The organism is Loktanella atrilutea, from assembly GCF_900128995.1.
GTDB classification, from domain to species: Bacteria; Pseudomonadota; Alphaproteobacteria; order Rhodobacterales; family Rhodobacteraceae; genus Loktanella; species Loktanella atrilutea.
The window spans coordinates 639,501-653,185 of the sequence record NZ_FQUE01000001.1; the positions used below are offsets into that span (position 1 = coordinate 639,501).

13 protein-coding genes are annotated in these 13,685 nt (G+C 66.2%); 6 read left to right on the forward strand and 7 right to left on the reverse strand.

All coding sequences use genetic code 11. The features are described 5' to 3' along the window. Positions 1 to 37: 37 nt before the first annotated feature. The 4 genes from BUA54_RS03095 to mnmA all read right to left on the reverse strand — a co-directional run bounded on the left by BUA54_RS03095 (position 38) and on the right by mnmA (position 4,082). On the reverse strand, positions 38 to 1,039 hold the full coding sequence (locus BUA54_RS03095) for an alpha/beta fold hydrolase (RefSeq protein WP_072855713.1): 1,002 nt from the start codon (positions 1,037 to 1,039) through the stop codon (positions 38 to 40). Then, positions 1,023 to 1,946 (reverse strand): homoserine O-acetyltransferase MetA, encoded by a 924-nt coding sequence (gene metA, locus BUA54_RS03100; RefSeq protein ID WP_072855714.1) that lies wholly within the window; start codon positions 1,944 to 1,946, stop codon positions 1,023 to 1,025. Before metA ends, BUA54_RS03095 begins: the two co-directional genes overlap by 17 nt. Before the next feature lie 39 nt (positions 1,947 to 1,985). Then, a complete protein-coding gene (locus BUA54_RS03105; protein ID WP_072855715.1) occupies positions 1,986 to 2,858 on the reverse strand; it encodes an ATPase in 873 nt (290 codons plus the stop codon). 84 nt (positions 2,859 to 2,942) lie between these two features. Next, positions 2,943 to 4,082: a tRNA 2-thiouridine(34) synthase MnmA gene (mnmA, locus tag BUA54_RS03110; protein WP_072855716.1), complete on the reverse strand. Its 1,140-nt coding sequence runs from the start codon at positions 4,080 to 4,082 to the stop codon at positions 2,943 to 2,945. A gap of 130 nt (positions 4,083 to 4,212) precedes the next feature. Between mnmA and sciP the strand changes: the two genes are divergently transcribed. The 5 genes from sciP (at position 4,213) to BUA54_RS21720 (ending at position 10,351) form a co-directional block, all read left to right on the forward strand. Next, positions 4,213 to 4,500, forward strand: a complete 288-nt coding sequence (gene sciP, locus BUA54_RS03115; RefSeq protein ID WP_072856127.1) for a CtrA inhibitor SciP — start codon at positions 4,213 to 4,215, stop codon at positions 4,498 to 4,500. A gap of 80 nt (positions 4,501 to 4,580) precedes the next feature. After that, entirely contained in the window at positions 4,581 to 5,294 is a 714-nt protein-coding gene (gene ctrA, locus BUA54_RS03120) for a response regulator transcription factor CtrA (RefSeq protein WP_072855717.1), read from the forward strand. A gap of 518 nt (positions 5,295 to 5,812) precedes the next feature. Continuing rightward, positions 5,813 to 8,035 (forward strand): NAD-dependent DNA ligase LigA, encoded by a 2,223-nt coding sequence (ligA, locus tag BUA54_RS03125; RefSeq protein WP_072856128.1) that lies wholly within the window; start codon positions 5,813 to 5,815, stop codon positions 8,033 to 8,035. Continuing rightward, entirely contained in the window at positions 8,032 to 10,122 is a 2,091-nt protein-coding gene (gene recG, locus BUA54_RS03130; protein WP_072855718.1) for an ATP-dependent DNA helicase RecG, read from the forward strand. The genes ligA and recG overlap by 4 nt, the downstream gene beginning before the upstream one ends. 106 nt (positions 10,123 to 10,228) lie before the next feature. Beyond that, positions 10,229 to 10,351, forward strand: coding sequence for a hypothetical protein (locus tag BUA54_RS21720; RefSeq protein ID WP_281250629.1), 123 nt, complete (start codon positions 10,229 to 10,231; stop codon positions 10,349 to 10,351). Between the two features lie 161 nt (positions 10,352 to 10,512). Here the strand turns inward: BUA54_RS21720 and BUA54_RS03135 are convergent, their stop codons facing one another. Next, positions 10,513 to 10,959 (reverse strand): iron-sulfur cluster assembly scaffold protein, encoded by a 447-nt coding sequence (locus tag BUA54_RS03135; RefSeq protein ID WP_072855719.1) that lies wholly within the window; start codon positions 10,957 to 10,959, stop codon positions 10,513 to 10,515. A gap of 66 nt (positions 10,960 to 11,025) precedes the next feature. Between BUA54_RS03135 and hisI the strand changes: the two genes are divergently transcribed. Continuing rightward, positions 11,026 to 11,388, forward strand: a complete 363-nt coding sequence (gene hisI, locus BUA54_RS03140; protein ID WP_072855720.1) for a phosphoribosyl-AMP cyclohydrolase — start codon at positions 11,026 to 11,028, stop codon at positions 11,386 to 11,388. A gap of 80 nt (positions 11,389 to 11,468) precedes the next feature. Here hisI and gluQRS read toward each other — a convergent pair whose 3' ends face one another. Continuing rightward, positions 11,469 to 12,314: a tRNA glutamyl-Q(34) synthetase GluQRS gene (gene gluQRS / locus BUA54_RS03145; RefSeq protein ID WP_072855721.1), complete on the reverse strand. Its 846-nt coding sequence runs from the start codon at positions 12,312 to 12,314 to the stop codon at positions 11,469 to 11,471. After that, a complete protein-coding gene (gene trmFO / locus BUA54_RS03150) occupies positions 12,311 to 13,672 on the reverse strand; it encodes a methylenetetrahydrofolate--tRNA-(uracil(54)-C(5))-methyltransferase (FADH(2)-oxidizing) TrmFO (RefSeq protein ID WP_072856129.1) in 1,362 nt (453 codons plus the stop codon). Before trmFO ends, gluQRS begins: the two co-directional genes overlap by 4 nt. Positions 13,673 to 13,685: the final 13 nt, after the last annotated feature.

Here is a 13,685-nt window from a genome sequence, read left to right on the forward strand (position 1 = left end):
CCTCCGCTGGTCGCCGCAATATGGGCAGTGACAGCCCCTAGCGCAATCCGGCGCGGGCGGCTGCACGGTCAATCGCGGCGATGGCCGCCTCCGGATCGACGTGGTGCGGCATGTGGCCGACGCCCGACATCCGCGTCAGATGGGCGGAGGCGACAAGCGAGATCACCTTCTCGGAGTGGATGTCGATCGGCACCGTCGTGTCCGCCGTGCCGTGCAGAATCTCGATCGGCAGGGTCAGTTCCGGATAGCGTTGCGACAGCTCTACCGCGTGGGGCCGCAGCGTGTTGACCTGACGCACGTTCGCCCGGAAGGTTTCGGGACGCAGGGCCAGCGGTGCGCCGATGTATTCGGCATAACCGTCGGGTGCAGCCTGCGGCGCGAAGGTGCCTTCGATCACATCCTCTACCTTCGAGGTCGGCACGAATGCCGAGATCAGCGGGATCGTCACCGCACCGCCGAAGGCGCTGCCGTTGATCTGGTAGTAGGGCCCGAGCTCGCCCGGCCAGGGCATGGCGACACCGGCAAAAGACACCATGGCAGAGGCGTTTACGGGGCTGTCCTCGTCCAGTCCCATGACCGCCCAAGCGTAGGCCACGATCCCGCCGAAGCTGTGACCGACGACGACCGGATCGTGGACGCCAAGCGCTAGGGCCGCCTCCCGCAGCATCGTGGCCTGTTGCCGTGGGCTTTCGCCGGCGGTGGCGAAGGGGCCGTCGGCGATGCCCGGATAGCGGTCCGTATAGCCAAGGCCGGGCCGGTCGAAGGCGGTGACGCGGTAGTGGTCGGTCAGCCGGTCGAACAGGTCGAACTTGAAATCCCGCAGGTTGCCGCCGGCGCCGTGGATCAGCACCACGTCCGGCCCGTCGCCCGCCTGAATGTAATGCACGCGCGCGCCGCCGTCGACGGTGACGAACTTGCCGATGGGCGGGAACGCGCGTTCTGCCTCTGCCGTGCGGTAGGTCGCGGTGCAGCCCGTGAGGACCGCGGCGATGCCGAGGGCCATGGCCGAGGCGGTGACGGTTCTACGTGCCAATTTCATTCAGGTCATACTTCGTGGTCTGGTAGATCTCGTTGATCCAGTTGCCATATAGAAGGTGCGCGTGGCTTCGCCAGCGGTTTTGCGGCGGATTGGCGGGGTCGTCGTCGGGATAGTAGTTGCAGGGCACGTTGATCGCGGTCCCCTGCGCCACGTCGCGGTCGTATTCCTGCTTCAGCGTGGTGCTGTCGTATTCGAAATGATTGAAGACATAGAGCGCGCGGTGGGCCTGATCCTCGACCAGACAGGGGCCCGTCTCGGCGCTGGTGATGAGGGTCTGAAGACCGGGCTTCGCGTCGATCTCGCCCTGCCGCATTTCCGTCCAGCGGCTGACCGGCACGACGATGTCGTCGGAAAAGCCGCGCAGGTAGGGCGAGGCGGGCGCCGTCACGACATGACGGAAGCAGCCAAAGGCCTTGGCATCCAGCATGTGTTTGTCGACGCCGTGCAGGTAGTTGATCATCGCCATGCCGCCCCAGCAGACGCCGAAGGTCGAATGGACATGGGTCTGCGTCCAGTCGAAGACTTGGCGCAGCTCGTCCCAATAGGTGACCTCAGCGAAAGGCATGTGCTCGATCGGGGCGCCTGTGATGATCAGGCCATCGAACTTCTCTCCCGTCGCGGCCACGTCCGAGAAGGGGCGATAGAACTCCTCCATGTGCTCTGCGGCCGTGTTGCGGGTCTGATGCTCGGACATGCGGATCAGCGAGAACTCGATTTGCAGGGGGGTGGCGCCGATCAGCCGGGCGAACTGGTTCTCGGTCTGGATCTTCTTGGGCATCAGGTTCAGCAGCGCGATCCGCAGCGGTCTGATGTCCTGCCGGTCGGCCGCATCCGTCGCCATGACCATGACCCCTTCGCGCGACAGCACGGCATAGGCGGGCAGGGAGGCTGGCAGTTTGATGGGCATGGGACTGTTCCTTGCAGACGGGGCTGACAGATAGGCGGGTCAGCCCTGCATCTCAACCCGTGTCAGTGCACTGGCGACGAGAGCGTCGAAATCCGCAGCGGTGCGGATGGCGCCGATCTGCGTCGCCGGGATGGTCAGGCCCCAGCGGTCGGCCATGGCGCGGTAGCGCGGCTGACGGTGGGCGAGGGCACGGGCATAGGTCCAACGGATGAAGTCATCGGGATCGACCTCCGCCTCGGTGCAGTCGTTTTCGGAAAGGTAGGCGGTCCAGGCGTCCAACAGGAAACCGGGCTGGTAGGACATCGGCTTTGGCGCCGCATCGAAGCGGCGCACCAGTTCGGCGGTATGCGCCTCGGTCCCTTCGATCCAGATCATCAGCGTGCGCGCGGCCAGATGTCGCATCACCGCGTCCTCGGGATCGTCCGGGTCGACCCATTCACAGATCGATCCGCCGGTATCGCAGACGAAGTGCGGATAGCCGTAAAGCGCCTGCGCACGGTCGATGAAATGCCCGGTGTCCAGCAGCGCCGCGACCTCTGCCCGGCGGAACTGGTCCTGACGGCGGGTGTATTCGGCCAAAGGCAACCCGCCACGCCCCACGCCGCCGGGCTTGCCGAGGTAGGTCGACACCGGGTTGAGGTTATCGAAGGTGATGTTGGACCCGATGTAGATGCTGTCCGACAGCAACAGGTCGCGCAGGAACGGCACCTTCATCGCCTCTGCCTTGGCGTTGTCGGCGATCAGCTCGCCCATGTAGCGCGTGCCGATGCGGTAATCGACCGAGTAGTGGAACCAGTCGCCGGTGCGGCGCAGAAGGCTGGCCACATGGGTCTTACCCAGCCCCGACATGCCAAAGAGCAAAACGCGTTTCTGCGGGGCGGCAAGCCAGTCGGCGGCGGATGTGTAAATCATGCGCCCTGCCTAACGGGGGGGCAAAAAATCTTCTAGAAGATTTTTCGGCCGGTCAAAATTTTCGAGAAAATTTTGCGCCCCGGGCTACCGGCCGCGCCAGATCCAGCCACCGCCGAGCACGCGGCTGCTGTCGGGATCGTAGAACACGCAGGCCTGCCCGGGGCTGACACCTTCCTCGGCTGCCAGCAGTTCCACCTCCGCCTCCGTGGCCGAGATCGGGCGCAGGATCGCATCGGTCGGCGGTTTCGTCGACCTGACCTTGACCGCGATCTGCCGCGCGCCGCCCGTCAGGAAATCGCCGTCGCCCAGCCAGTTGATCTCGCGCAGGGGGACGCGGCGGGTGGCCAGCATCGCCTTGGGCCCCACGACGACCTGTCGCGCATCCACGTCGAGCTTGACTACGTAGAGCGGATCGACGAGGCCGCCGATGCCAAGGCCCCGGCGCTGGCCGATGGTGTAGTGGATGACGCCGTCATGATGGCCCAAAACGCGGCCCTCGGTATCGACGATGTCCCCGGGAACCGCGGCGCCGGGACGCAGCTTCTTGATGACGGCGGCGTAGTCGCCGTTCGGGACGAAGCAGATGTCCTGACTGTCGGGCTTGTCGGCGACGGTCAGCCCGAATTGCGCAGCCAGCGCGCGGGTCTCTGCCTTCGTCGACAGATGGCCCAGCGGGAAGCGCAGGTAATTTAGCTGTTCTTCGGTCGTGGAGAACAGGAAATAGCTCTGGTCGCGCTGCGAATCAGCCGCGGCGTGCAGTTCTGCCCCCTGCGCGCCCATCTTGCGCTGGATGTAATGACCCGTCGCCATGCAGTCCGCATCCAGGTCCTTCGCGGTCGCCAGCAGGTCCTTGAACTTCACCCGCTCGTTGCAGCGGATGCAGGGCACGGGGGTGGCGCCGCCAAGGTAGCTGTCGGCGAATTCGTCGATCACGGCCTCGCGGAAGGTGTTCTCGTAATCCAGCACGTAATGCGGAAAGCCCATCGTCTCGGCCACGCGGGCGGCGTCCTGGATGTCGCGCCCGGCACAGCAGGCACCCTTTTTCGCAAGGGCCGCGCCGTGATCGTAAAGCTGCAGCGTCACGCCGACGACATCGTAGCCTTCGCTTGCCAGTTGTGCCGCCACGACGGAACTGTCCACGCCGCCCGACATCGCGACGACGACGCGGGTCTGGGCGGGTGGCTTGGCGAAACCGAGCGAATTGAGCGGGTGATCAAGGGACATCGGACACCGTCGGACTGGAACTTGAGGCAATATAGACGAAAAAGCCCGATATACCCATGGCCGCGCGCTTACCAGTCCTTAAAGGATTTCGGTGACCAATCGGCACGGGGACGCCGGAAAGGGGCTGAACATGTTTCTGAAGAAGATCGATGGCCCGCGGTCCGTCACCCTTCCCGATGGCACCGTGATGACACGCGCGGACCTGCCGCCCGCCCGCACGCGACGTTGGGTCGCGTCACGCAAGGCCGCCGTCGTCGCTGCCGTCATGCACGGGCTGCTGACGCGCGGTGCCGCGCTCGAAACCTATGGCCTGTCAGAGGATGAGTTCGCCGAATGGGAAACCGCGGTGCGGCTGCACGGTCAGGATGCGTTGAAAACGACGGCGCTGCAACGCTACAGACAACTACAAGGTGATTGACCAGAAACCCCGGTATCGGTAACGGAGGATTAACTTTTCGAAGCGAGATTATGATTATCAACTTTTAGCGGAGTAGCCCGATGCGTGTATTGCTGGTCGAAGACGATCCTACCACCTCCAAAAGCATCGAGCTCATGTTGAGTCACGCGAACCTGAATGTCTACTCCACCGACATGGGGGAGGAAGGCATCGATCTGGCGAAACTCTACGACTACGACCTGATCCTGCTGGACCTGAACCTGCCCGACATGAATGGGCACGAGGTGCTGCGGCAGTTGCGGCTGGCACGGATCGACACGCCGATCCTGATCCTGTCAGGCGAGGACGATACCGAAAACAAGCTGAAAGGCTTTGGCTTCGGGGCCGACGACTATCTGACCAAGCCGTTCCACCGCGAGGAACTGGTCGCCCGCATCCATGCCATCATCCGCCGGTCGAAGGGGCATGCCCAGTCGGTCATCACAACCGGTGGCATCGCCGTCAATCTCGACGCCAAGACGGTCGAGGTCGAAGGCAACGCGGTCCATCTGACGGGCAAGGAATACCAGATGCTGGAACTTCTCAGCCTGCGCAAGGGGACGACGCTGACGAAGGAAATGTTCCTCAACCACCTTTACGGCGGTATGGACGAGCCGGAACTCAAGATCATCGACGTCTTCATTTGCAAGCTGCGCAAGAAGCTGTCCGAAGCAACCGGCGGCGACAATTTCATCGAAACGGTCTGGGGCCGCGGCTATGTCCTGCGCGACCCCGAAACGCAGTCCGACAAGGCCCGCATCGCGATCGGCGCCTGACGCGGCTGACGCCCGGTCGCTTACGCATTCCAGACGCCATCGGTGCCCCGGGCCAGCCAATACGTGCAAGCTCGGGCAGTCCCCGGGTGTGTTGGGCACAGCAAACCTCTTGACGCGCGCTGTCCGCTGGACCTTGGCCGGCCGGCGCCCTAAATTTCGATCAACCCGTCACTGCGGGACGACCGAACCGAAGGCTGTGCCATGACGACGAATTGCGACGGAAGCCCCGCACCCGACGGCGGTTTGAACGGACAGTGCTGCGATACCGCGCTGCGGACGTTGACGGATACGGGCTTGGATGGGGTCGCGCGTGATCCTGCGTTGCTCTGGACGGTCGGCGCAGCAGTATTTCGGTCGCGCGCAGCGGGTTCGGTCATCGAAAGCCGTGCGGTGGCATCATGACCAAGCCCCATGACGACGACGAGCCGCACCCTGACGACAGCGTGACCGACCGCAATGGCACCGGCACGTCTGAAACGCTTGACGGTTTACCCGATACCGATGCCGACGTGACCCTCATGTCGCCAAAGGCTGCGGCGGAGGAGCTCGCGGCGTTGGCCGATGCGATCAACGCGGCCAACACGGCCTATCACACGCAGGATGCGCCGACGCTGTCGGATGCGGACTACGACCGGATGAAGCGGCGCAACACCGCATTGGAAGCCGCCTTTCCCGACCTCAAGCGCGACGATTCGCCGACCGACCGGGTCGGCGGGGCGGTGGCAGAGGGCTTCGGCAAGATCACCCATGCGCTGCGCATGATGTCGCTGGCAAATGCCTTCTCGACCGAGGATGTCATCGATTTCGATGCCGGCATCCGCCGCTACCTCGGGATCGCCGCCGATGCGCCGCTTGCCTACACGGCAGAACCGAAGATCGACGGGCTGTCCCTGTCCCTTCGGTATGAGGACGGCACACTGGTGCAGGCCGCAACCCGCGGCGACGGCACCGTGGGCGAGAATGTTACCGCCAATGCCCGCACCATCGCCACGATCCCGCAACAGCTGTCCGGCGCCCCGCAGGTGCTGGAGGTGCGCGGCGAGGTCTACATGCGCCACGCCGACTTTGCCGCACTGAATGCACGGCAGGAGGAGGCGGGCCTGAAACCTTTTGCCAATCCCCGCAATGCCGCGGCCGGATCGCTGCGCCAGCTTGATTCCGCGATCACTGCCGCACGTCCGCTGCATTTCTTTGCCTACGCCTGGGGCGAGGTATCGGACCCGCTGGCGGAGACGCAGAGCGGGGCCATCGCCCGCCTGTCCGACCTCGGCTTCGACACCAACCCGTTGACGCGGATCTGCGAAACGACGGAGGCGCTGGTCGCCCATTACGACCGCATTGCCGCGGACCGGGCGACGCTTGGCTACGATATCGACGGCGTGGTCTACAAGGTCGACGACCTTGGCCTGCAGCGGCGGCTCGGGTTCCGGTCCTCCACCCCCCGCTGGGCCATCGCGCACAAGTTTCCCGCCGAACGCGCCTGGACCCGGCTTGACGGGATCGACATACAGGTCGGCCGGACCGGGGCCCTATCGCCGGTCGCGCGGCTGACGCCGGTGACGGTCGGCGGCGTCGTGGTGTCGAACGCCACCCTGCACAACGAGGATTACATTGCCGGGCGCAGCAGCGACGGCACCCCCATCCGTGACGGCCGCGACATCCGCATCGGCGACTGGGTGGAAGTCTATCGCGCCGGCGATGTCATCCCCAAGATTCGCGACGTTGACCTGGCCCGCCGCCCCGACGACGCGCAACCCTATGAATTCCCCGCCGTCTGCCCGGACTGCGGGTCCGCCGCCGTGCGCGACGACGGCGATTCCGTGCGCCGCTGCACCGGCGGCCTGATCTGCCCCGCGCAGGCGTTGGAAAAGCTGCGCCATTTCGTCAGCCGCGCCGCCTTCGACATCGAGGGGCTGGGCGCGAAGCAGGTGGAATATTTCTTCGGCGACGAGAGTCTGCCGATCCGCCAGCCGGCCGACATCTTCACCCTGCAGGCCCGCGATGCAAAGGCGGTGGCCAAGCTCGAAAACCGCGACGGCTTTGGCCGCACAAGCGCGAGGAACCTCTTTCAGGCCATCGAGGAGAAACGGACAATCCCGCTGAACCGCCTGCTCTTCGCCCTCGGGATCCGCCATGTCGGGGAAGTCGCCTCTGCCGATCTTGCACGGCATTTCGGCACATGGGACGCTTTGGTCGGTATCGTCGATGCCGCAGGTCCCGCCGCCGCTGCGCATCGCGCCGCCGACGCGGCAGAGGCCGCGGCCCGGGCTGCCGCCGCCGATGCGGGCAAACGGGCCAGCATCAAGCCCGTGCGCGACGCCTGCTGGACCGACGTGCCGGTAGAGGCCATCGCCGCATGGGACGAGCTGACCGGGATCGAGGGGATCGGCGCCACGGTGGCCGTCTCCCTCGTCACGACCTTCCAGCAAGAGGCGGAGCGCGCCTCGATCGACCGGCTGGTAGCGCAGCTCGACGTGCAGGCCGTGGCGGCGCCGAAAACCTCTGGCAGCCCGGTGGCCGGCAAGACCATCGTCTTCACCGGCACGCTGGAACGCACCACCCGGGCAGAGGCGAAGGCCCGCGCAGAGGCGCTGGGCGCCAAGGTGGCGGGATCGGTCAGCGCCAAGACGGATCTTCTGGTGGCAGGGCCGGGTGCGGGGTCGAAGGCCACCAAGGCTGCAGAGCTGGGGGTGGAGACCATCGACGAAGCAGCCTGGATCGCCCTGATCGGCGAGGCATGACCGGCCGCCCGGAAGTCCTGTTCCCCCTGTTCGCGGGGCTGACGCAGCTGCCCGGCGTCGGTGCGCGGACGGAAACGCTGCTGGGCCAGATCGGGGTAACGCGTCCGCGCGACCTGCTGCTGACCTTGCCGCAGGGGGGTGTCGACCGGCACCGCCGCGCGTCGATCCGCGAGGTCGTGGCCCCCGCCGTCGTAACGGTCGAGGTGACCGTCGGGCCGCACCAACCGCCCACGGTCAAGGGGCGCCCCTACCGGATCGTCGTCACCGACGCAGAGACGACGTTCCAGCTGATCTTTTTCCACGCCAAGGGCGACTACCTGCAAAAGCTGCTGCCGACCGGTCAGCGGCGGGTCGTGTCCGGCCGGATCGAGCTGTTCGACGGCATCGGGCAGATGGCGCATCCCGACCATATCCTGCCGGTGGCAGAGGCAGAGGCGATTCCCGCCTTCGAGCCGGTCTATCCCCTGACCGCCGGCCTGACGCAGAAACTGATGTTCCGCGCGACCCGGGGTGCGCTGGAACTTGCGCCGGATCTTGCGGAATGGATCGACGGCCCGCTGCTGACCCGCGAGGGTTGGCCCGGCTGGCGTGCGGCGCTGCTGGCCGCCCATGCGCCCGCCGCCACCACCGACCTGTCGCCGCTCGCCCCGGCACGGGTGCGTCTGGCCTACGACGAGTTCTTTGCCCATCAACTGACGCTTGCGCTGGCGCGCGCGCGCATGCGGCGCAAGGCCGGGCGTGTGTCGAAGGGCAGCGGCGCGCTGCAGGCCCGTGTGCTGAAAGCCTTGCCCTACAGCCCCACCACGGCCCAGACCCGCGCGGTGGCCGAGATCGCCGGCGATCTGGCCGCGCCGCACCGGATGAACCGCCTGCTGCAGGGCGATGTCGGCGCGGGCAAGACGCTGGTCGCCCTGATGGCGCTGCTGATCTCGGCAGAGGCGGGCGGGCAGGGCGTGATGATGGCGCCGACGGAAATCCTTGCCCGGCAGCACCTTGACGGGTTGCGCCCGCTGGCGGCCGATGCGGGTGTCAGGCTCGACATCCTGACGGGCCGCGACAAGGGACGCGACCGCGCGGCGAAGCTTGCGGCACTGGCGGCGGGCGAGATCCAGATTCTCGTCGGCACCCATGCGGTGTTCCAGAAGGACGTCGTGTTCCACGACCTGCGGCTGGCGGTGATCGACGAACAGCATCGCTTTGGCGTTGCCCAACGGATGGAACTGGGGGTCAAGGGGCAGGCGGTCGACGTGCTTGTGATGACCGCGACGCCGATCCCGCGCTCGCTCAGCCTCGCGCAGTACGGAGAGATGGACCTGAGCGTGCTGGACGAAAAGCCGCCGGGCCGGACGCCGGTGACGACCGCCCTGATCAGCACCGACCGCATGGACGAGGTCATTGCCAAGCTGCGCGGCGCCGTCGCCGACGGGCGGCAGGCCTACTGGGTCTGTCCGCTTGTCGAGGAGAGCGAGACCGTCGACATGACCGCCGCCGAACAGCGCTTCAAGCTGCTGCGCGCGGCGCTGGGCGAAGGCGTCGTGGGCCTCGTCCACGGCCAGATGCCGCCCGCAGAGAAGGACGCGGCGATGGCGCGCTTCGTGGCGGGGCGGACCAAGGTGCTGGTCGCCACTACGGTGATCGAGGTGGGGGTGAACGTGCCCAACGCCTCGATCATGGTAATCGAACGGGCAGAGAGCTTTGGTCTGGCGCAGTTGCACCAGCTTAGGGGCCGCGTTGGGCGTGGGGCGGCAGCCTCCACCTGCCTGCTGCTCTATCAGACCCCGATGAGCGAGACTGCCCAGCGGCGACTGGCGATCCTGCGCGAGACCGAGGACGGTTTCCGCATCGCGGAGGAGGATCTGGCGATCCGGGGCGCCGGCGACATGATCGGTACGGCACAGTCCGGCCTGCCACGGTTCCGAATCGCCGACCTCGAACGGCAGGCGGCGCTCATGGCGCTGGCGCAATCGGACGCGCGCAAGCTGCTGCACGACGATCCCGATCTGACAGGGGAACGCGGACGCGCCGCGCGCGTCCTGTTGTGGCTGATGGAACAGGACCGGGCGATCCGTTTGATATCAGTGGGTTGACCCGACGGATAACTTTTTGTTCTCTAATGTTCTTAAAAAGTTCTTTACAGGTGCGTGATGAAATGAGAACAAAGGAGCAACAGAAGGCAACCAGAGGAGAGACCCCATGGCCAAGGACATCAAGACCGCGATCCACCGCAGCCGAGAGACCCTTTTGGCCGATGCGATCGGGGCCGCATCACTGGTCGTCATGCTGTTCGTCGGACTGTCGTTGCCTGCGGTGATCTGACCTGACTGCCCCGTGTCCCGGCGATCCCGGCGTCCGCCTGTGCCACCTCGCGGACGCCAGCCTGCCTGTTCCATGTGCGATCACGGGTTGCCTGCCCCGATCGCCGTCGTCCGGGACGCCTCACTCGCCGCCGCCATCCCCCCGGATGTGCGGCGGTTTTTTCATGCGGTGACCTGCGCGTCGTCGAGGGCGGCGAGGGTGGCATCGAAGGCCAGCATGATCGAGGCGTGACGGTTCTTGTAGTCCTTTGCCGGTTCCAGCACGGCCAGCCCGTCGAATGGCGCCGCGGGGACGGGGCCACCGTCCTTCAGCATGGCCAGCAACTCGTCATGCCCGCGCTGAATCGTGCCGCGGTCGAGGCCGATGACGCTTTGTCCGACGACGGAGGCGGCTGCCTGACCCAGCGCGCAGGCCTTCACGTCCTGCCCGAACGCTGCGATGCGCCCGTCAGCGACCTTGAGGTCGACCGTCACGGTCGACCCGCATAGGGGTGAGCGCTTGCGTGCGGTGCCGTCAGGGTCGGGCAAGCGGGTCGTGTGCGGGATCTCTGACGCCAGCGCAAGGATGCGGGTGGAGTAGAGTTTGATCATGTCGGTCTCGGCACTCACCGGTTTGCCCTTTCGCTTGGTCCCCCATAGATAGGGCGCGACGCGATGCTTGGAAAGGTTGCCCCGATGTCCTTCGACCCCGCTACCCTGCGCTACAACGATGCAGGCCTGATCCCGGTCATCGCGCAGGACGCGCAGTCGGGCGAGGTGCTGATGCTGGCTTGGATGAACGCAGAGGCGGTGGCGCGCACGCTGGACACCGGTGACGTGACCTACTGGTCGCGCTCCCGTTCGGAATTCTGGGTGAAGGGGGCGACGTCGGGTCACACGCAAAAGCTGGTGGAATTCCGGCTGGACTGCGACCGTGACTGTCTGCTGGTGGCGGTCGACCAGACCGGGCCCGCCTGCCACACCGGCAGGCGGTCGTGCTTCTATACCAAGGTGGAGGGTGGCGCAGAGGTTGTCACCGATGCGCCGATGGCGGGATGAGGACGCCTGCCGCGGGCGAGTATTTCGGAAAAAGCGAGGACACGCCGGTCACGCTGACCGATCCGCGTCACGGGGCGCGTTCATTTGTCCGAATGAACGGGCAGGCCGACCATGCGCCTGATGTCGGCGGGGGTGGCGCCCTCCGCACGGTAGGTCGCGATGGCGCGGGCGTCGTCGCGTTTGGCGAGGCGCTTGCCCGCGTCGTCGCGGATCAGGCGGTGATGGTGGTAGGCCGGCGTTGGCAGGTCCAGCAGATGCTGCAGCAGGACGTGGATCGGGGTCGCTTCGGCCAGATCCGCGCCGCGGACGACGTCTGTGATACCCTGTGCGGCGTCGTCGATGACGACGGACAGGTGGTAGGACGTCCCCATGTCGCGGCGCGCGAGAACGACGTCGCCGATGTCGGTAATCAGGCTATGAGGGGCGATTGATCGGGTCGCGCCGTTGTCGAGATAATATTTCAAGTCAATCCCTTGCGTGGCGATCTTCATGTCGAGCCGCAGTGCCGTGTCGGCGGGCAGGGGCCCGCTGCGCGGCTTGTGGCGACAGGTGCCCGGATAGATCACGCCGTCGGGACCCATGGCTGCGCCTTCCTGAGGCGCGCTGGCGGCGGCGAGGATATCGCGGCGGTTGCAGGTGCAGGGATAGAGCAGGCCGCGGTCCCAGAGGTGCGCCAGCGCATCGCGGTAGACGACCAAGCGGTCCGATTGGCGCAGGACAGGTCTGGGCCAGCTCAGGCCAAGCCAGGTAAGGTCGTCGGTGATCTGCGCCTCCCACTCCGGGCGCGCACGGGTCTGGTCGATATCCTCGATCCTCAACAGAAAAGTGCCGCCTGCCGCCTGCGCCATGTCGTGGGCCAGCATGGCCGAATAGGCGTGGCCCAGATGCAGCGGGCCGGTGGGCGAGGGCGCGAAGCGGGTGATCAAGCGGGGACGGTTTCCGTCTGCGCCAGCCACGCGGTCCAGTCGGCCTTGGCCCGATCGGTGTAGGCCTTGTAACGCTCCTTGCGGCCCCGGCGTCCGCCCTTGATGCCCGTACCTTCGAGTGGGGGGAAGAGGCCGAAGTTCACGTTCATCGGCTGGAAGGTCCTCGCATCCGCGCCGCCGGTGATGTGGGTGACGAGGGCGCCCATCGCGGTCGTGTTCGGCACGGGCGGCAGGTCGATGCCCTGCGCCTCTGCGACCGCGAGGCGGGCGGCCAGCAGGCCCATGGCGGCGGATTCGACGTAGCCTTCGACCCCGGTAATCTGACCGGCGAAGCGGATATGGGGGCGCGATTTCAGCCGCATCCGGTGGTCGAGCAGCCTGGGCGAGTTGATGAAGGTGTTCCGATGGATGCCGCCAAGGCGCGCGAACTCCGCATCCTCCAGCCCCGGAATCATCTTGAAAACAGCCTTCTGCGCGCCGTACTTCATCTTGGTCTGGAAGCCGACGATGTTGTAGAGCGTCCCCAGCGCGTTGTCGCGGCGCAGCTGCACGACGGCATAGGCCTTGGTCGCCGGGTCATGGGCGTTGGTCAGGCCCACGGGCTTCATCGGGCCGAAGCGCAGGGTTTCGCGGCCGCGTTCGGCCATGACCTCGATCGGCAGGCAGCCGTCGAAGTAGCCGGCGGTCTCGCCCTCCTTGAACTCGGTCTTCTCGGCGGCCAGCAAGGCATCGATGAAGGCTTCGTACTGGTCCTTCGTCATCGGGCAGTTGAGGTAGGCAGTGCGCTCGTCCTCGGTCTCTCCCTTGTCGTAGCGGGACTGCATCCAGGCCACGTCCATATTCACCGTCTCGGCGTAGACGATGGGGGCGATGGCATCGAAGAAGGCCAGCTGGTCGGCGCCGGTCTCGATCCGGATCGCCTCGGCCAGGGCACCGGAGGTCAGCGGGCCGGTTGCGATGATCCACTGGCCCTGGTCGGGGAGTTCGGTGATTTCCTCGTGGGAAATCCGCACGTTGGGGTGCGATCTTAACACGGCGGTGACGCTGGCGGCAAAGGGGTCACGGTCCACGGCGAGCGCGCCGCCCGCGGGCAGGCGGTGCTGATGGGCGGTCTGCATGATCAGCCCGTTCGCGGCCCGCATTTCCCAGTGCAGCAGGCCCACGGCGTTCTGCTCGTGGTCGTCGGAGCGAAAGGAGTTGGAGCAGACCATCTCGCCCAGATCGCCGGTGCGATGGGCGAAGGTGCCGACCTTGGGGCGCATTTCATGGATGACGACGGTCAGGCCGGCATTCGCCGCCTGCCAGGCGGCCTCGGACCCGGCCATGCCGCCGCCGACGATGTGGAGTTCATGTGTCATGCCCGCGATGTAG

Bases quoted from the DNA above. Each gene is read 5' to 3' on its own strand.
- BUA54_RS03095 (WP_072855713.1), bottom strand. From the start codon at position 1,039: ATGAAATTGGCACGTAGAACCGTCACCGCCTCGGCCATGGCCCTCGGC.
- metA (WP_072855714.1), bottom strand. From the start codon at position 1,946: ATGCCCATCAAACTGCCAGCCTCCCTGCCCGCCTATGCCGTGCTGTCG.
- BUA54_RS03105 (WP_072855715.1), bottom strand. From the start codon at position 2,858: ATGATTTACACATCCGCCGCCGACTGGCTTGCCGCCCCGCAGAAACGC.
- mnmA (WP_072855716.1), bottom strand. From the start codon at position 4,082: ATGTCCCTTGATCACCCGCTCAATTCGCTCGGTTTCGCCAAGCCACCC.
- sciP (WP_072856127.1), top strand. From the start codon at position 4,213: ATGTTTCTGAAGAAGATCGATGGCCCGCGGTCCGTCACCCTTCCCGAT.
- ctrA (WP_072855717.1), top strand. From the start codon at position 4,581: ATGCGTGTATTGCTGGTCGAAGACGATCCTACCACCTCCAAAAGCATC.
- ligA (WP_072856128.1), top strand. From the start codon at position 5,813: ATGTCGCCAAAGGCTGCGGCGGAGGAGCTCGCGGCGTTGGCCGATGCG.
- recG (WP_072855718.1), top strand. From the start codon at position 8,032: ATGACCGGCCGCCCGGAAGTCCTGTTCCCCCTGTTCGCGGGGCTGACG.
- BUA54_RS21720 (WP_281250629.1), top strand. From the start codon at position 10,229: ATGGCCAAGGACATCAAGACCGCGATCCACCGCAGCCGAGAGACCCTT.
- hisI (WP_072855720.1), top strand. From the start codon at position 11,026: ATGTCCTTCGACCCCGCTACCCTGCGCTACAACGATGCAGGCCTGATC.
- trmFO (WP_072856129.1), bottom strand. From the start codon at position 13,672: ATGACACATGAACTCCACATCGTCGGCGGCGGCATGGCCGGGTCCGAG.